18 protein-coding genes are annotated in these 15,809 nt (G+C 70.1%); 15 read left to right on the top strand and 3 right to left on the bottom strand.

All coding sequences use genetic code 11. The annotated features are described in order from the left end of the window. The first annotated feature begins 54 nt into the window (after positions 1-54). The 10 genes from trxB (at position 55) to ACYVAG_RS11955 (ending at position 8,282) form a co-directional block, all read left to right on the top strand. A complete protein-coding gene (gene trxB, locus ACYVAG_RS12000; RefSeq protein ID WP_460769962.1) occupies positions 55-1,059 on the top strand; it encodes a thioredoxin-disulfide reductase in 1,005 nt (334 codons plus the stop codon). A 68-nt stretch (positions 1,060-1,127) separates the two neighbouring features. Further along, positions 1,128-1,448 carry a thioredoxin gene (gene trxA / locus ACYVAG_RS11995; RefSeq protein ID WP_460769961.1) on the top strand — a complete coding sequence of 107 codons (321 nt, stop codon included), beginning with the start codon at positions 1,128-1,130 and terminating at the stop codon, positions 1,446-1,448. A 2-nt stretch (positions 1,449-1,450) separates the two neighbouring features. Beyond that, positions 1,451-2,068: a hypothetical protein gene (locus ACYVAG_RS11990; RefSeq protein WP_460769959.1), complete on the top strand. Its 618-nt coding sequence runs from the start codon at positions 1,451-1,453 to the stop codon at positions 2,066-2,068. Between the two features lie 92 nt (positions 2,069-2,160). Beyond that, positions 2,161-2,601 (top strand): OsmC family protein, encoded by a 441-nt coding sequence (locus tag ACYVAG_RS11985; RefSeq protein ID WP_460769958.1) that lies wholly within the window; start codon positions 2,161-2,163, stop codon positions 2,599-2,601. Positions 2,602-2,856: 255 nt separating this feature from the next. Beyond that, positions 2,857-3,852: an AAA family ATPase gene (locus ACYVAG_RS11980; RefSeq protein WP_460769957.1), complete on the top strand. Its 996-nt coding sequence runs from the start codon at positions 2,857-2,859 to the stop codon at positions 3,850-3,852. Between the two features lie 67 nt (positions 3,853-3,919). Next, the gene (locus tag ACYVAG_RS11975) at positions 3,920-4,804 is read left to right on the top strand and encodes a DUF58 domain-containing protein (protein ID WP_460769955.1); all 885 of its coding nucleotides are present in this window, start codon (positions 3,920-3,922) and stop codon (positions 4,802-4,804) included. Beyond that, on the top strand, positions 4,791-5,321 hold the full coding sequence (locus ACYVAG_RS11970) for a hypothetical protein (protein ID WP_460769954.1): 531 nt from the start codon (positions 4,791-4,793) through the stop codon (positions 5,319-5,321). The genes ACYVAG_RS11975 and ACYVAG_RS11970 overlap by 14 nt, the downstream gene beginning before the upstream one ends. Beyond that, positions 5,318-6,307, top strand: coding sequence for a VWA domain-containing protein (locus ACYVAG_RS11965; RefSeq protein ID WP_460769953.1), 990 nt, complete (start codon positions 5,318-5,320; stop codon positions 6,305-6,307). Before ACYVAG_RS11970 ends, ACYVAG_RS11965 begins: the two co-directional genes overlap by 4 nt. Then, on the top strand, positions 6,304-7,383 hold the full coding sequence (locus ACYVAG_RS11960; RefSeq protein WP_460769951.1) for a vWA domain-containing protein: 1,080 nt from the start codon (positions 6,304-6,306) through the stop codon (positions 7,381-7,383). The genes ACYVAG_RS11965 and ACYVAG_RS11960 overlap by 4 nt, the downstream gene beginning before the upstream one ends. Further along, positions 7,380-8,282, top strand: coding sequence for a hypothetical protein (locus tag ACYVAG_RS11955; RefSeq protein ID WP_460769950.1), 903 nt, complete (start codon positions 7,380-7,382; stop codon positions 8,280-8,282). Before ACYVAG_RS11960 ends, ACYVAG_RS11955 begins: the two co-directional genes overlap by 4 nt. Positions 8,283-8,292: 10 nt before the next feature. Here the strand turns inward: ACYVAG_RS11955 and ACYVAG_RS11950 are convergent, their stop codons facing one another. The 3 genes from ACYVAG_RS11950 to ACYVAG_RS11940 form a co-directional block, all read right to left on the bottom strand. Next, positions 8,293-9,279, bottom strand: a complete 987-nt coding sequence (locus ACYVAG_RS11950; RefSeq protein WP_460769948.1) for an IS481 family transposase — start codon at positions 9,277-9,279, stop codon at positions 8,293-8,295. Between the two features lie 224 nt (positions 9,280-9,503). Beyond that, positions 9,504-10,106 (bottom strand): MerR family transcriptional regulator, encoded by a 603-nt coding sequence (locus ACYVAG_RS11945; RefSeq protein ID WP_460769947.1) that lies wholly within the window; start codon positions 10,104-10,106, stop codon positions 9,504-9,506. Positions 10,107-10,192: 86 nt separating this feature from the next. Next, complete coding sequence (locus ACYVAG_RS11940) at positions 10,193-10,867, bottom strand: TetR/AcrR family transcriptional regulator (protein WP_460769945.1); 675 nt, start codon at positions 10,865-10,867, stop codon at positions 10,193-10,195. 134 nt (positions 10,868-11,001) lie between these two features. On the opposite strand from ACYVAG_RS11940, the gene ACYVAG_RS11935 reads away from it, so the two are divergent. From ACYVAG_RS11935 to ACYVAG_RS11915, 5 genes are all read left to right on the top strand, one after another. Then, positions 11,002-11,994 carry an NAD(P)-dependent alcohol dehydrogenase gene (locus ACYVAG_RS11935; RefSeq protein WP_460769944.1) on the top strand — a complete coding sequence of 331 codons (993 nt, stop codon included), beginning with the start codon at positions 11,002-11,004 and terminating at the stop codon, positions 11,992-11,994. A 92-nt stretch (positions 11,995-12,086) separates the two neighbouring features. After that, positions 12,087-12,575, top strand: a complete 489-nt coding sequence (locus ACYVAG_RS11930) for a DUF6326 family protein (protein ID WP_460769942.1) — start codon at positions 12,087-12,089, stop codon at positions 12,573-12,575. A 138-nt stretch (positions 12,576-12,713) separates the two neighbouring features. Continuing rightward, complete coding sequence (locus tag ACYVAG_RS11925; RefSeq protein WP_460769941.1) at positions 12,714-13,478, top strand: SDR family NAD(P)-dependent oxidoreductase; 765 nt, start codon at positions 12,714-12,716, stop codon at positions 13,476-13,478. After that, positions 13,475-14,944: a four-carbon acid sugar kinase family protein gene (locus ACYVAG_RS11920; RefSeq protein WP_460769939.1), complete on the top strand. Its 1,470-nt coding sequence runs from the start codon at positions 13,475-13,477 to the stop codon at positions 14,942-14,944. The genes ACYVAG_RS11925 and ACYVAG_RS11920 overlap by 4 nt, the downstream gene beginning before the upstream one ends. Next, entirely contained in the window at positions 14,941-15,807 is an 867-nt protein-coding gene (locus ACYVAG_RS11915; RefSeq protein WP_460769937.1) for an NAD(P)-dependent oxidoreductase, read from the top strand. The genes ACYVAG_RS11920 and ACYVAG_RS11915 overlap by 4 nt, the downstream gene beginning before the upstream one ends. Positions 15,808-15,809 lie beyond the last annotated feature (2 nt).

Raw genomic sequence — 15,809 nt, 5'->3', positions numbered from 1 at the left:
GCTGGGGCCGGTTCGGTAGGGTCGGGACGTCCCGCGCACGCGATCAGGAGAGACATGAGCGACATCCGCGACATCATCATCGTCGGCAGTGGCCCGGCCGGTTGGACGGCTGCGGTCTATGCGGCCCGCGCCGACCTGAAGCCGCTGGTCATCGAGGGGTCCGTGACCGCCGGCGGCGCGCTCATGAACACCACGGAGGTCGAGAACTTCCCCGGCTTCCCGACCGGCATCATGGGCCCCGACCTCATGCAGAACATGCGCGAGCAGGCCGAGCGCTTCGGGGCCGAGATCATCACCGACGACGTCACCGAGATGCAGCTCGAGGGCGACGTGAAGGTTGTCATGGACTCGCTCGGCACCGAATATCGCGCCCGCGCGGTGATCCTCGCGACGGGTTCGGGCTATCGCAAGCTCGGCATCGCCGACGAGGACCGCCTGTCGGGCCGCGGCGTGTCCTGGTGTGCCACCTGCGACGGCTTCTTCTTCCGCGACAAGGAGATCGTGGTCGTGGGCGGCGGCGACTCCGCGGTCGAGGAGGCGACTTTCCTGACGAAGTTCGCCTCGAAGGTCCACCTGGTCCACCGCCGCGACGAGCTGCGCGCCTCGAAGATCATGGCCGCGCGCGCCCACAAGGACCCGAAGATCGAGTTCGAGTGGAACTCGGCGGTCTCGGCGATCCACGGCGAGGGCGCCCTGACCGGCGTCACCCTGACCGACACCGAGACCGGCGCGACCCGTGAGCTGCCCGTGGAGGGCCTGTTCATCGCGATCGGCCACGAGCCCCGCTCCGAGCTGCTCGTCGGCCAGGTCGAGCTCGACGGCGAGGGCTATGTCGTCTGCCAGGAGCGCTCGACGCGCACCAACCTGCGCGGAGTGTTCGCCTGCGGCGACCTCGTCGACCACACCTACCGCCAGGCCATCACCGCCGCCGGCTCCGGCTGCTCCGCCGCGCTCGACGCCGAGCGGTTCCTCGCCGAGCTCGACGACGAGGCGCCCCACACGCCGGCCGTCGAGACCCCCGACGTGATGGCCGCGACCGGCACGGCGTCGCAGGCCTGAGCCCCGGCGTACGCGGCCCCGCGTACGATCTGTTCCAGACCCACCCGAACCATCCGAGAAGGAGAACCATGGCCGTCTCCGACGTGACCGACGCCGACTTCGCCGCCACCGTGCTGAAGTCGTCGAAGCCCGTGCTGGTCGACTACTGGGCCGACTGGTGCTCGCCGTGCAAGCAGTTGTCCCCGATCATCGAGGAACTGTCGAACACCTACGGCGACCGCATGGAGTTCGTGAAGATGGACACCAACGCCAACCCGACCACGCCCACCCAGCAGATGGTGCAGGGCCTGCCGACGCTGCAGATCTTCGTCGACGGGCAGGTCGTGAAGCAGTTCATCGGCGCCAAGTCGAAGAAGGTGCTGATCGACGCGATCGAGGACACCCTCTGACGATGGAACCCACGGGATCGACCCCCTATCGGCCGGACGGCACCCCGCCGGCGGTCGGGTCGGCGACCCCCGAGGAGGAGCTCGCCGAAGTCATCGTCCACGAGGACGAGCTGCCGCAGCTGCCGTCGAACGTGCCGATCTATGTCATGGTCGGGGCGATCGCGGCGCTGCTCGCGACCCTCGGCATCATCGGTTATCTGGTGACCCGAGGCACCGCCGAGCCGGTCGCGGTCAGCACCCCCGACCCGACGGGCGTGCCGGTGCTGCCGGTGCGCGTCGGCGAGCTCGCCCGCGAGCCGGGCGAGGGCCAGGCGCCCCAGGACTTCGGCATCGACCGCTCGGTGCAGACGTCGTCGGCGGTGTTCAAGAAGAACGGCCAGGTGGCCTACATCGTGGTGTCGGCGCGTCCGGTCAGCGATCCGAAGGACCTGCTGGAGCGCCAGATCAAGGCGTCGGCGATCCGGCCCATGGGCGATGGCATCTGCGGCCGCGACAAGACCGACCTCGACGTCTGCGCGGTGCGCCGCAACCAGACCACGGTGCTGGCGATCGGTCTGCGGTCGCAGGAGCCGAAGGAGATCCTGGAGTTCGCGCGACAGGTGTTGGCGGACACGAAGTAGTCAGAGGTCCTCGGAGGGGGGCGCCGGCTCCTCGTCTCGGCCGCGAGCGGCCTCGCTCGGAGAGCGTGGGCTCACCGTGACACCATCGCTGCATGACCAACGCTGAGTCCCAGACGCCCGATTCCCTCCGCCAGATCACGCTCACCCGCACCGCGCAGGGCCGCTACACCGCTCGCAACGCGCGGGGTCTCGAGCTCGAGCTCGGCCACGGCGACGACCTGTTCACGCCCGTCGAGCTGCTGCTCGCGGCGATCGGTGGCTGCTCGTCGATCGACGTCGACACCGTCACCTCCCGTCGCGGCGAGCCCGACCGCTTCGACGTCACGGTCAGCGGCGACAAGGTCAGCGACGAGACCGGTTCGCGGATGACCCACCTCCGCGTCGCCTATGACCTCGAGTTCCCCGACACCGACGCGGGCCGCGAGGCGGCGTCGCTGGTGGAGCGCGCCGTGAAGCTGTCGCACGACAAGCTCTGCACGGTGTCGCGGACGGTGCAGCTGGGCTCCGAGGTGGAGATGGTCACGGAGAAGTGAGGGGGCTTCGACTCCTTCGTCGCTCAGCCAACGTTCTCCGAGCGAGGCCGCCTGCGGCCGAGTCGAGGAGCTCCTCGTCTCGCTGGCGCTCGCTCGGAGAACGTGGGGGCGCGCTCGGAGAACGTGGGGGCGCGCTCGGAGAACGTGGGGGCGCGCTCAGCCAACGTTGGACCCCCGCCTGCCAGACTGCTCCCTGGTGACCTTCGCGTCCCCTAGATTTGCCATTGCAAACAGCATCGAGCTTCAGGAGCTTCCGTGGTCCACCGCCAGCGCATCGATCCGGCCGAACTCGCCCGCGCCACTCACCTGATCGGCCGCATCCGCCAGGGGTTCGGCACCAAGGTCGTCGGTCAGGTCGAGCTCACCCGCAGCCTCCTGGTCACCCTGATGGCGGGCGGCCACATCCTGCTCGAGTCGGTGCCGGGCCTCGCGAAGACACTGGCCGCCTCGACCCTCGCCAGCACCGTGCAGGCCAGCTTCGCCCGCATCCAGTGCACCCCCGACCTGCTGCCGTCCGACATCATCGGCACCCAGGTGTTCGACGGCAACACCGGCCAGTTCGTCACCCAGCTCGGCCCCGTGCACCACAACTTCGTGCTCCTCGACGAGATCAACCGGTCGTCGGCCAAGACCCAGAGCGCCATGCTCGAGGCCATGCAGGAGCGCCAGACCACCATCGGCGGCCACACCCACAAGCTGCCCGAGCCGTTCATGGTCCTGGCCACCCAGAACCCCATCGAGGAGGAGGGCACCTATGTCCTCCCCCAGGCCCAGATGGACCGGTTCCTCCTCAAGGAGATCGTCGACTATCCGACCCCGGCCGAGGAGCTCGAGGTCCTCAACCGCATCGAGACCGGCCAGCTCGACGAGCGCACCACCGACGCCGTCCTCGGCACCCACGACGTCGACTTCCTGCGCGACCTGGTCCACCGCATCTATGTCGACGAGGCCATCAAGCGCTACATCGTCGACATCGTCAACGCCACGCGCCACCCCCAGCGGGTCCTCGGGACGGAGAAGGGCGCGTACGTCGAGTTCGGCGCCTCCCCCCGCGGCGCCATCGCGATGCTCCACGTGGCGCGCGCGGTCGCGGTCCTCAACGGGCGCGACCACGTCGTGCCCGACGACGTGCGCATCATGCGCCACCAGATCCTGCGCCACCGCCTGGTGCTGACCTTCGAGGCCGTCGCCGACCGTGTCCGCCCCGAGATGGTGATCGACGCGATCTTCGCGACCGTCCCGACCCCGTGACCCCGCACCGCTCGGCGAGCGAGGGCCGCCGAGACGAGGAGCCGATGCCAGAGAGGAGGCGTACGCCGTGGCCCTGCTGACCAAGGTCAAGACCAAGATGGCCCTGCACGCCCACCGGAAGGTGCGGGGGCTGCTCGACGGCGAGTACGCGTCCATGCACTCCGGGCGGTCGATGGACTTCCACGACCTGCGCGAATATGTCGTCGGCGACGACGTGAAGGACCTCGACTGGAAGGCGTCGGCGCGGCGCGGCGAGTTCCTGATCCGGCGCTATGTGGCCGACCGCAAGCACACGATCCTGCTGGTCGTGTCGACCGGCCGCTCGATGGCCGGCCGGTGCGACCCCGCGACGCCCAAGCGCGACGTCGCGATCCTCGTCGCCGGCATCATGGGCTGGCTCGCGGTCAAACACGGCGACCACGTCGGCCTGATCACCGGCGACGCGGCCGGCCAGCACTCCTTCCGCCCCGGATCGACCGAGGTGCAGCTCGAGCGCATGCTCGTCCGCATCCAGGACTCCACGACCGTCGACGCGGACGCCGCCGACCTCCACGGCCTCCTCGCGTACGCGGTCCGCAGCGTCCGTCGCCGCACGATCATGGTCGTGATCGCCGACGACGTCGCGCTGAGTGACGACGACGAGCACCAGCTCCGCCGCCTGCGCGCGCAGCACGAGGTGCTGTTCGTCACGCTCGCCGACCTCGACCCGACCGATCCGGCGCTCGAGCGGGAGGCCGTCGTCGACGTCGACACCCGCGCGCTCGTGCCCGACTTTGTCCGCGGCGACCGCCGGCTCCACGAGGAGCTGGCCACCCAGAGCGCCGACCGTCACGCGGCGCGGAAGCGCACGCTCGACCGGCTCGGCATCGCCCACGAGCACGTCGCGTCGGAGGCCGCGGTGGTGCAGGCCGTCTTCCGGCTCCTGGAGAGGCATCGTCATGCGGGCCGCTGACCTGGGGCTCCCGGCCATGCGGGCCGCTGAGATCTTCGGCCCCGTGCCGTACGCCCACCACTGGCTCTGGCTCGGCATCGCCCTCGCCGTCCTGGCCGTGGCCTGGCCCGTCCTTGTCTGGCTGCTCACCCGGCCCCGCCGCGTGCGTCCCACCCCGCCCGCGCCGCCGCGTACGCCGGCCCAGGCGCTGGCCGAGGCCCAGTCCGGCATCCGGGCCGTCCGCGCGCGCCACGCCGTCGGCGAGGTCACCGACCGCGGCGCTCACCAGGAGCTGTCGCGGGTCGTACGCCGGTTTGTGGCCGAGGCGTCGGGCTGGCCGACCGACCACATGGGGCTGGCCGACCTGCGCGAGGCGATGCAGCACGACGCGCGGCTGGCGAACCTCACCGACTATGTCGCGGTGCTCCATCCGCCGAGCTTCGGGCCCGACGGGGCGGGCGACGTGGACGCGGCCGCGGATCGCGCCGACGAGCTGGTCCGCCGCTGGGCGACCGCGCTCGAGGAGGTGCCCGCATGACGCTCGCCTTCTGGCCCCTCCTGATCGTCGCGCTCGTCGTGATCGCCGTCGGAGCGTGGTTCTGGCGCCGCCGCGACCCGGCCGCGCGGGCCGTCCCCGCCGGCATCGCCGCGGCCAACACCGACCGGCTCCGTCAGTCGAAGCGCTACCAGCGCCTGGCCGCGAGTGCGCTGCGATGGTCGCTGGTGTCCCTGGTCTCGACGGTGCTCATGACCGCGGGCGCGCTGCTGCTGGTGGGCCGCCTCGCCGCGGCTGCGGAGAGCAAGGACGTGCAGCACAACCGCGACATCATGCTGTGCCTCGACGTGTCGGGGTCCATGACCAACACCGACGCCGAGATGTTGCGGGCGTTCCACAAGATCGTGGGCCAGATGCGCGGTGAGCGGGTGGGACTGACGATCTGGAACAACTCGGCGGTGCTGGTGTTCCCGCTGACGAACGACTACCAGTTCGTGGCCGAGCAGATCGAGACCGCCGCGAAGGCCATCGACGCCAACGACTTCTCGTTCACCGACGGCACCACGATGGGCAGGGGGTCGTCGTTGATCGGCGACGGGCTAGCGTCCTGCGTCCAGCGGTTCGACCGGCTCGACGAGCCGCGCTCGCGCTCGATCATCCTGGCCACCGACAACGACCTCAACGGCAAGCCGGCCTTCACGCTGACCGAGTCCATCGACATGGCGTTGGCGAAGAAGATCACCGTCTATGGCATCGCGAAATATGAGGACGACGACGTCGAGGCCCTGCGTACGCAGGTGCGGCGGACCCAGGGCGAGATGTATCTCGTCAACGGGCCCGGCGCCGGCGACCGCATCGTCGCCGCGATCTCGGCGACCGAGGCGCGCCGCCTGGACGGCGCCGGCGCGGCGCGGGTGACCGACCTGCCGCTGGCCGGCCTGGTCCTGTGCACGGCGGGCGCGCTGGGCCTGGCGTTGGCGGGACCCGTACGCGGGCTCGTGGCCCGCCGTGATCGGAGGGCGTCATGACGTTCCACCCGAACCTGGTGCTGGCGGGGCTCGCGCTGCTGGCCGTGCTTGGCCTGGCCCTGACCGCCTGGCGCGGGCGTACCGGGCCGAAGGTCGCGCGACGCATCGACCTGCGGCGCCTCGGCATGGCCGTGCTCGTGCTGCTGATCGCGGTCCGGCCTGTGGTCGGCGGCCAGCAGGGCCGCGGGCTCGCCTCGAACGTCGACGTCGTGATCATGGTCGACCGCACGACCTCGATCGCGGCGGAGGACTGGAACGGCGCGGAGCCGCGCGTACGCGGGGTCGCCCACGACATCCGCAAGATCGCCGAGCGCTATCCGGGGGCGCGGTTCGCGATCGTGACGTTCACCTCGCGCGGCGTGGTGGAGATGCCGTTCACGACCGACGCGACGGCACTGCTGAGCGTGGCCGACTCGATCGTGCCGGAGCTCTATCTCTATTCGGCCGGCAGCTCGATCTCGGCGGGCGTGGCGACCACCGAGAAGCTCCTGCGGGACGCGGAGAAGGCCCAGCCGGGGCGTACGCGGCAGCTGTTCTATCTCGGCGACGGCGAGCAGACCTCGAAGGAACCCGTGGAGTCGTTCGCGGCGCTGAAGCCGCTGATCAGGGGCGGCGGGGTGCTGGGCTATGGCACGGCGGCCGGCGGGCGGATGAAGACCGGGATCACCGAGAACGGCTATGTGCACGCCGCCGGGGGGGACGCGGTGTCGAAGATCGACGAGGGGAACCTGCGGAAGGTCGCCGGCGAGCTGGGCGTGGACTACCAGCACCGCGCGCGTCCGGACCAGCCGAACCTGCCGAGCGCGGGCGGGTGGTCGACGGCCCTCGGCGACGCGCGGGTGACCAGCGGCATGGAGACCTATTGGATGTTCGCGCTGGCGCTGCTCGGGCTGGTGCTGTGGGAGCTGTGGGACGCGGCGACGGTGCACCGGCGGCTGCGTACGGAGCTGGGCGTACGGACGCGGGCTACGAAGCTGGGCATACGGACGCTGGCTGAGCGAGCACCTCGTCTCGGCCGCGAGCGGCCTCGCTCGGCACAGGCTCCGCGAGTCGAAGCTCCAGGAGGATCGCGATGAGCCCCACCTGGTGGACCTCGCGGCGCAAGCGGCTGGCGGCCTGGTCGGCGCCGGTCTGGATCGCGGCGGTGCTGACGTCGGGCACCCTGATCGGCAAGACGGTCGACAACGCGGCGGGGAGGGAGGCGTACGCGGAGTCAGACATGGCGACGGCCCGCGAGAAGTTCGAGCGGACCCACCGGGTGAACGTGGTGCAGCCGTGGGTGGCGGCGTACAACCGGGGGACGGCGAACCACGGGCTGCGCAACTATCCCGCGGCGAAGACCGATTTCGCCGAAGCGTTGAAGACAGTGCCGAAGGCGCAGGACTGCCTGGTCAGGCTGAACCTCGTCGCGACCATCGAGGTGATGGGCGACGAACTGGCGGTCGCGCGGCGCCACGCGGAGGCGGAGACGATGTACGCGGAGGGGCTCGCGGTGTTGAGGCAGGGGCAGTGCGGGGATCCGACGCGGAAGCCGTCGGCATCGCCGTCGCCGTCGCCGTCGGGCACGAAGTCTCCGACTCCGGGGAAGTCTGGGCAGCCGACGACGGGACCGTCGGGGCAGCCGACGAGCGGACCTTCCGGGGAGCCGACCACCGGGCCGTCGGGGCAGCCCACCGAGGGGAAACCGAGCTCGCAGCCCACCGCCGGCGAGGAGCAGCGCAAGGAGGAGCAGGAGCGCGCGGGCGAGTCGGAGGACCGCATGGAGGAGAAGCGCCGCGAGGAGCAGAAGGCGAAGGAGCGTGAGCAGCGCAGCTCGAAGTCGCCGACGCCGCAGCCGTCGGGTGAGCCGAACCCCGAACCGCCGGACCAGCGCATCGAGCGCGTGGAGAAGCAGAACGAGGAGGCGCGGAAGCAGCAGCAGAAGTCTCGGGACCGCGAGAAGCGGAGCGGGACGGACGTGGAGCGGCCGTGGTGAGGGGGGTCCCCTAGGTGTACTGATCGGGGACGTTGATTAATCGCGAGAAGGGCGGCTGGTTACCGCAGGCCGTGTGGGGGCGGTGCTGGTTGTAGTGGTGCAGCCAGCCATTGAGCCCGTCGCGGCGCTCATGCTCGCTGCGGTAGCAACGGGCATAGGCCCACCCGTCAGCCATGGTGCGGTGGAAACGCTCGACCTTTCCGTTTGTCTGTGGGCGGTACGGGCGGGTGCGCTTCGGGATGATCGACAGGACCTCGCACGTGTCGCGCCAAAGGTACGAGCGGTACGCACCGCCGTTGTCTGACAACACTCGCTCAATCGTGACGCCACGGTCGGTGAACCAGCTGGCGGCCCGACGTAGGACACCGACGGCAGTGACGGCTGTTTCGTCGTCGTGAACCTCGGTGTAGGCGACGCGGGAGTGGTCGTCGATGACGGTGTGTACGAATGCGTATCCGAGCTTTGGGTTGCCGTAGGCGTTGCGTGACTTGTCCTGTGTCGCGGCGCGGTTCTTCTCGCCTTGGCGGCGGCCGACGTAACGCCAGCCGCCACCGTCGGGGATGTTGCCGAGCTTCTTCACGTCCACATGCACCATCGATCCCGGATGGTCATGCTCATACCGGCGGATGGGCTCACCGGTTTCGCGGTCGACATAGGCGAGTCGGTTCAATCGGGCCGATCGCAGGATTCGATGGACCGTCGACGGCGCGATGTTGAGTCTCGCAGCGAGCTGGACCGGCCCTTCCCGCAGACGCATCCGCAGGCTGACGCACCTCTTCGTCACAGTCTTGGGTGTCTTGCCCGGAGATCTCCGCGGCCGCGAGGAGCGGTCCTGCATCGGTTCGCCGGCGAGGTAGCGGTCGACCCAGCGCTTGACCGTCGGCCAGGACACTTGGAAGCGGGCCGCTACTTCACTGATCCGCCACCCCTGGTCGACGACCAGGTGGGCAACTTTCAGCCTGTGGCGCGGGGTAAGGGCCGCATTTGCATGGCTCATTGAGGCTCACATCCAGGCGACGGCTCGACAACGCCGCTGGCCCCGTTTGCCGTGGCCGACAAATCAGTGCCGCTCGCGAACAGGGGCCTGCAGGGTGACGTGCCCCGTCGCGCTGTTGACCTGCCGATAGACTCCAAAGCTGGTCAGGTGTCGCTTCTCCAGCTCGGTCTCGATGAGGATCCAGGCATCCGCGATGCTCTCTGGGGGCACATCGAACGTGACCGTTACGCTTCCGGGACCTCCGGTACGACGATCCTGCTGACCGCCTCAGATTCGGATTGCGTCATAGTCCCGGCCGAGACGGTGATCTGGTCGTCGCGCGTGCCGTCGTACAGAAGCACGATCTCTTCATCGGATTGCGGGAGACGCCGGTACAACTCGCTCACGGCGTGACCGATCTCGGTCTCGTCAAGGACGGCGGTGCTCAGCCCCCAGAAATTGAGGCTGGGCAGTGCGGTGAGGGACAGATTCATGATGATCTCCATGGACTTGTTCTGGATGATGTCCAGCCGGTGCTGAACGTGGACCAGACGTGTTGAAGCCTCGGTGATCTCCCGCTGCAAGGCATCTACCTGGTGAATCAGAAGCGATTCCAGCGTGGACTGCCCGATCTGCGGATCGAGCAGCTGCCCTATCTCGGCCAAACCGAACCCGAGCGCGCGCAGCTCCGTGATGGCTCGCACGCGCCCTAGCTGGCTGTCTTGGTAGCGCCGATAGCCGGTCACGGGGTCGGTTACAGCTGGGGTCAGCAACCCCTCGTCTTCCCAGTGCCGTAGCATGCGCCGCGAGACACCGGTGCTATGCGCGATCTCTCCGATGCTCAACATGTCGACTCCCACCAGACCGCATCACACAGTGTCAAGGTCAAGGCTCCCAGAGAAAGTCACTCTACTAACGTCTCCGGTCAGTACACCTAGGCGGGGGCTCTCAGGCCCTCCAGGGCGGTCAGGATGAGGTCGAGGCCGAAGGTGAACTCCTCCGCCGGGCCCTGGCCGCCGGCGACGAGCGCGATCGCGGACTCGTTGAGGTAGGGGAACTCGTCGGGGGGAAGCTGGGGCAGGAAGACCTCCTCGGCCACGGTTGCCAGCTCGTCAGCGGTGTCGAACGGCAGGCTCGCTTCCTGCAGGGCGAAACCGTAGACGTAGCTGTCGAGCAGCCAGTTGGCGTGCGTCGCCATCAAGGTCGGAAAACCAGCCCTCCGCAGGCAGGCGATGACCGCCTCGTGGTGGCGGAGGTTCGCGGGCCCCGGCGAGGTCCGCGACTCCATCAGGCCGATCGCCCACGGGTGGCGTCGGAGAACCTCTCGGGCGGAGAGCCCCCGGCGTCGCATCGCCGACTGCCAGTCGGCTCCTTCCGGCGGGAGTTCGATCTCGTCGAAGACGACGTCGATCATGGCGTCCAGCAACTCGTCCTTGCTCGCCACGTAGTGGTAGAGCGACATCGCGCCCTTGCCGAGCGTGCCCGCGAGTCGCCGCATGCTCAGCCCCCCGACGCCCTCGCGGTCAGCCAGCCGGATCGCCTCGGCCACGACGCGCTGCTTGGTCAGCCCCTTCTCTGACGCGCCCTGGTGTTGCCCCTTCGCAGGCACGGGTCTCCTTCTCGCTCGAATGCTCGACAGTCGTCCAGCGTACGACTCCCCGCATTTGCGTGGGTGCCGTACAGTGTACGACGTACGGTGTACGAGTCGCGGAGAGCCCCGACTCAGACGTCAGGAGCCCCTGCATGGAAAACGAACCGCGGTCCACGATGCGCGCTGTCGTCCAGCACCGCTACGGCCCTCCCTCCGTGCTCGAGTCGTCCGATGTGGGGATGCCGCGGCCGGGTCGTCGCGACGTGCTCGTCCGGGTGGGCGCGGCGTCTATCCATCCCGGCGACCACTTCGTCATGACCGGTGAGCCCTACATGGTGCGGCTGGCGTTCGGTCTCCACCGGCCGCGCCACGGCATCCGGGGGATGGATCTCGCCGGGGTGGTCGCTGCGGTCGGGGACGATGCCACCGCCCTTGCCCCCGGCGACCGGGTGTTCGGCTGGACCTTGGCGGGAGCCCTGGCCGAGTACGCGTGCGTCAAGGCGGACAACCTCGTGTCCATCCCTTCCACCGTGTCGGTCGTCGGGGCAGCGGCGGTCCCCACGTCGGCCATGACCGCGCTGCAGGCACTGCGCAGGGTCGCGAATGTTCGACCGGGACAGGCCGTGCTGATCACGGGCGCGTCGGGCGGCGTGGGATCCTTCGCCGTCCAGATCGCCAAGGCGTTCGGTGCCGAGGTGACAGGCGTCTGCAGCACCCAGAACCTCGACCTGGTCCGGTCGCTCGGCGCCGACCACGTCATCGACTACACGACGACCGACTTCACCCGCACCGCGAAGCGCTACGACGTGATCCTCGACAATGTGGAGGCCCAGCCCCTGGAGGCTGTACGCCACGTGCTGACGCCCACGGGCACCCTGATCCCCAACAGCGGGCACGGCGGCCGTTGGCTCGGCCCCCTGGGGCGATTCGCCAGAGCGCGCGTGCTGTCCGGGTTCACCCGTCAGCGGCTGAGGCCGTTCACGTCGATCGGGAAGCGCCAGGACCTGCTCACCCTGGCCGACCTGCTGACGACCGGGCAGGTCAGGCCCGTCATCGACCGCACCTACGCGCTGCATGAAGCAGCGGACGCGTTCCGCCACGTCGCGGCCGGCCACACCCGGGGGAAGGTCGTCGTCACGCCCTGACGGCCGGACCGACGAGAACCCCACCGGTGCGCATACACCCCAGACCTACGCCACTCCGGCGGACGGACCCGCTCCTCTCGAAAGAAGCGCTGATGACCATCCGAACGAACACCTCGACCGTGCTCGACGACCCGCCGATCCCCGTGCGCGGGAAGCTTGCGGCAGCCTGGACCAGCTTGATGTTCTTCGTCATCTACATCGACTACTTCCACCTCTACCAGCCCGGCGCCATTGACCAGATCCGAGGCGGCGGCATCTACGCGTTCACCATCACCCCCACTGTGATGATCATTTTCCTGGTGATCATAGGGATCCCGGCGCTGATGGTGATGCTTTCCGTGACGCTCCCAGCCCGGGTGAGCCGCACCGCGAACCTCGTCGCTGGAGCCCTCTACATTCCCCTCATGGTTTTCAACGCGGCAGGGGCGTCCTGGGCCTGGGCCCCGTACTACGCCCTCTCCATCGGAATCGAGGTGATTCTGCTGGCCTTCATCCTGCGCTCCGCCTGGCAGTGGCCCAGCGCTGCAGCCATGCCGGCCGGCCCCCTGGCGACCGAGCTTCGGGAAGCGGTTCGTCGATAGGGATCCGCGCCATGACCACGGGTGAGCCCCCTTCGCGGGGCTCGCTCGTGCAGGGCGCGGCGTCCGCTGTTCCCCGCCACTGCTTGACCACGCGCGTTCGTCCCTCCACGATCGGACCAGTCGATCGAAGGAGCTCGCATGTCCCTCCCCCATGACCGCACCGCCGTCCTCACCGGCGCCGCGTCACCTCGCGGCATCGGGCGCTGCACCGCCCACGCCCTCGCGGCCGCAGGCTGGGCCATCGCGATCGTCGACCTCGACGCCGGCGCGGCCCAGAGCGTCGCCGAGGAGATCGCGGCGGAGCACGGCGTACCGGCCCGCGGGTTCGCCGCCGACGTGTCGGACCAGGCGTCGGTGGAGGTCGCGTACGCCGGCATCGAGCAGTCGCTCCCGCCGGTCATCGGGCTGGTGAACCTCGCCGGCATCTCGTCGCCCACGCCGTTCCTGGAGGAGACCGTCGAGGGCTGGGACCGCGTCATGGCGGTGAACCTGCGCGGCGCGTTCCTCGTCACCCAGCGCGCGCTCCCGTCCATGATCAAAGCGGGTGTCGGCCGCGTCGTGTCGCTGTCGTCGATCTCGGCCCAGCGCGGCGGCGGGACCTATTCGAAGGTCGCCTATTCCGCCGCCAAGGCCGGCATCATCGGCCTCACCCGTGCCCTCGCCCGCGAGGTCAGCCCCCACGGCGTCACCGTCAACGCGGTGTCGCCCGGCCCGGTCGACACCGACATCATGGGCGGCACCCTCACCGACGAGCGCAAGGAGTCGATGTCGGTCGACGCGCTCACGCGGCGCATCAGCACCCCCGAGGAGGTCGCCGCCCTCATCGCGTTCCTTATGGGCCCCGACGCCGGCAACATCACCGCCGCGACCTATGACGTCAACGGCGGGATCCAGATCTCATGACCGGCGACGCCTCGGTGAACCCCGACCCGAGCCGGCTGATGGCGGCCCGCGTCGCCGCGGGCCGGCGTACTGTCGCCCTCGACGACGACCCCACCGGCTCCCAGGCGGTCCACGACGTGGCGGTGGTGACGGTCCTGGAGCCCGACGCGTACGCGGCCGCGCTCGCGGAGCCGGGCTCGACCGCCTTCCTGCTCACGAACACCCGCTCGCTGGACCAGGCCGATGCCGTCGCGCTCACCGACCGCGTCGCCCGCGACCTGTTCGCCCTGCAGCGCGACCGCGGATGGCGCCTCGACGTCGTGTCGCGGTCGGACTCGACGCTGCGCGGGCACGTGCTCGCCGAGGTAGCGGCGCTGGATCGGGCGCGGGAAAGCGCGCTGGGCAAGGGATTCGACGGCATCCTGTTCGTGCCGGCCTATCTCGAGGCGGGGCGCTTCACCTCGGGAGACGTGCATTACGCGATGGTGGACGGGTCGCCCGTGCCCGCGGGCGAGACGGAGTTCGCGCGCGATGCCACCTTCGGGTACGCAGCCTCGAACCTCGCCGATTTCCTCGTGGCGAAGGGGGTTCCGGCCGATCGAGTCACGACGCTGGGGCTCGAGACGATCCGGGCCGGAATCGACGCGGTGCGCGCCGTCCTCGACGAGGTCGGCGACGGGCGGTGGGTGGTGGTGAACGCCGAGACGTACGCCGACCTCGACACCGTCGCAGCCGCCGCGATCGCCACGGGCAAAGACTTCCTGAGCCGTTCGGGCCCCTCGTGGGTGCGCGCGCTGTCCGGCATCGAGGGCGCGGATCCCCTTTCCAGGAACGAGATCTGGCCCTCCGGTGTCCCCGGCACGGGCCACGGGCTCGCCGTCGTCGGCTCCCACGTGGGCCAGACCGCGCGGCAGGTCGAACGGGCCCGCGAGCGGGGCGGCGTACGCGAGGTCGTCATCGACGTGCCGACCCTGGTGGAGGGGGATGACGAGGCCCACGTGGCCGAGGTCGTCGCCGAGGTGCGGGAGGCGCTGGCGACCGGTGACGTGCTGGTCTACACCTCGCGGCGGTTGGTGCGCGGCACCGACGCCGACGATTCGCTGCGCATCGCGCGGCTGGTGTCTGACGCCGTCGTCGAGGTCGTGCGCGGCGCGCTGGAGGCGCGGCCCGCCTGGGTAATCGGCAAGGGCGGCATCACGTCGCACGACGTCGCCGTCCGCGGGCTCGGGATCCGCCGCGCGACCGTGCTGGGGCAGCTGTTCCCCGGCATGGTGTCGGTGCTGCGGCCCGATGACGCACCGGCCGGGGTCGTCGGCACGCCCTATGTGGTGTTCGCCGGCAACGTGGGCGACGAGCACGCGCTGGCGGATGCGATCGAGCTGTTCCGTGAGGACTCCTCGACGCGCGAAGCGCGTGCTGGGCGAGGACGCCCGCGGCCGAGTCGAAGTGCTCGCTCGGAGAACGTGGACAACAAGGAGATCTCATGAAGATCGGATGGATCGGGCTCGGCGCGATGGGCGGGCCCATGGCCCGCACCCTGGGCCGCGCGGGGCGCGAGGTGGCCGCGTACGACATCGCACCGGAGCTCGTAGAGCGCTGGTGCACCGGCGGCGTACGCCCGGCCGCGTCGGCGGCCGAGGCGGTCGACGACGCCGACGTGGTGGGGGTCGTCGTCGCGACCCCGGCCCAGGTCAGGGCCGTGCTTGTCGACTCGGGGCTGGTCGCCGAGCTGAAGCCGGGGTCGACCGTGATCGTCTTCGCGACCATCGGCCCCGACGCGGCGATCGCGACGGCCGAGGCGCTGGCCGCGCACGGCGTCGGGTTCGTGGACGCGCCCATCTCCGGCGGCTCGGCGCGCGCCGCGAGCGGCGAGTTGTTGATCATGGTCGGCGGCGCGGACGAGCACGTCGCCGCCGCGCGGCCGGTCCTCGACGACCTGGCCTCGACGGTGTCGGTGGTCGGCCCGAACGCCGGCGACGGCCAGCGGCTCAAGCTCGTGAACCAGCTGCTGTGCGGCGTCCACGTGGCGGTGGCCGGCGAGGCCCTGGCGTACGCGGAGTCCCTCGGACTCGACGCCGCGACGACGTGGGAGGCGCTCAAGGACGGGGCCGCGGCGTCGTTCATGTTCACCGACCGCGGCGCGCGGATGGTCGACTATCCGGACGTGGAGGTACGCAGCGCGCTGGACATCATGCACAAGGACCTCGGGCTGGTCACCGACTCGGCGCGCGCGGCGGCGCAGCCGACGCCGATCGCGGCGGCGGCGCTGCAACAGTTCGTGGCGGGGCGACGGGCGGGGCTGGGGCGGGCGGACGACTCCGCGATGATCGAGGTGGCGCGGGGGCGGTAGAT

This window comes from Mariniluteicoccus flavus, from assembly GCF_054776655.1.
Note: the sequence above shows the minus strand (reverse complement) of the source record. Positions and strands in the feature narration are given on the sequence as shown.

Excerpts from the sequence above, each read along its gene's own strand:
- trxB (WP_460769962.1), top strand. The coding sequence starts at position 55 with ATGAGCGACATCCGCGACATCATCATCGTCGGCAGTGGCCCGGCCGGT.
- trxA (WP_460769961.1), top strand. The coding sequence starts at position 1,128 with ATGGCCGTCTCCGACGTGACCGACGCCGACTTCGCCGCCACCGTGCTG.
- ACYVAG_RS11990 (WP_460769959.1), top strand. The coding sequence starts at position 1,451 with ATGGAACCCACGGGATCGACCCCCTATCGGCCGGACGGCACCCCGCCG.
- ACYVAG_RS11985 (WP_460769958.1), top strand. The coding sequence starts at position 2,161 with ATGACCAACGCTGAGTCCCAGACGCCCGATTCCCTCCGCCAGATCACG.
- ACYVAG_RS11970 (WP_460769954.1), top strand. The coding sequence starts at position 4,791 with ATGCGGGCCGCTGACCTGGGGCTCCCGGCCATGCGGGCCGCTGAGATC.
- ACYVAG_RS11965 (WP_460769953.1), top strand. The coding sequence starts at position 5,318 with ATGACGCTCGCCTTCTGGCCCCTCCTGATCGTCGCGCTCGTCGTGATC.
- ACYVAG_RS11960 (WP_460769951.1), top strand. The coding sequence starts at position 6,304 with ATGACGTTCCACCCGAACCTGGTGCTGGCGGGGCTCGCGCTGCTGGCC.
- ACYVAG_RS11955 (WP_460769950.1), top strand. The coding sequence starts at position 7,380 with ATGAGCCCCACCTGGTGGACCTCGCGGCGCAAGCGGCTGGCGGCCTGG.
- ACYVAG_RS11950 (WP_460769948.1), bottom strand. The coding sequence starts at position 9,279 with ATGAGCCATGCAAATGCGGCCCTTACCCCGCGCCACAGGCTGAAAGTT.
- ACYVAG_RS11945 (WP_460769947.1), bottom strand. The coding sequence starts at position 10,106 with ATGTTGAGCATCGGAGAGATCGCGCATAGCACCGGTGTCTCGCGGCGC.
- ACYVAG_RS11935 (WP_460769944.1), top strand. The coding sequence starts at position 11,002 with ATGGAAAACGAACCGCGGTCCACGATGCGCGCTGTCGTCCAGCACCGC.
- ACYVAG_RS11930 (WP_460769942.1), top strand. The coding sequence starts at position 12,087 with ATGACCATCCGAACGAACACCTCGACCGTGCTCGACGACCCGCCGATC.
- ACYVAG_RS11925 (WP_460769941.1), top strand. The coding sequence starts at position 12,714 with ATGTCCCTCCCCCATGACCGCACCGCCGTCCTCACCGGCGCCGCGTCA.
- ACYVAG_RS11920 (WP_460769939.1), top strand. The coding sequence starts at position 13,475 with ATGACCGGCGACGCCTCGGTGAACCCCGACCCGAGCCGGCTGATGGCG.
- ACYVAG_RS11915 (WP_460769937.1), top strand. The coding sequence starts at position 14,941 with ATGAAGATCGGATGGATCGGGCTCGGCGCGATGGGCGGGCCCATGGCC.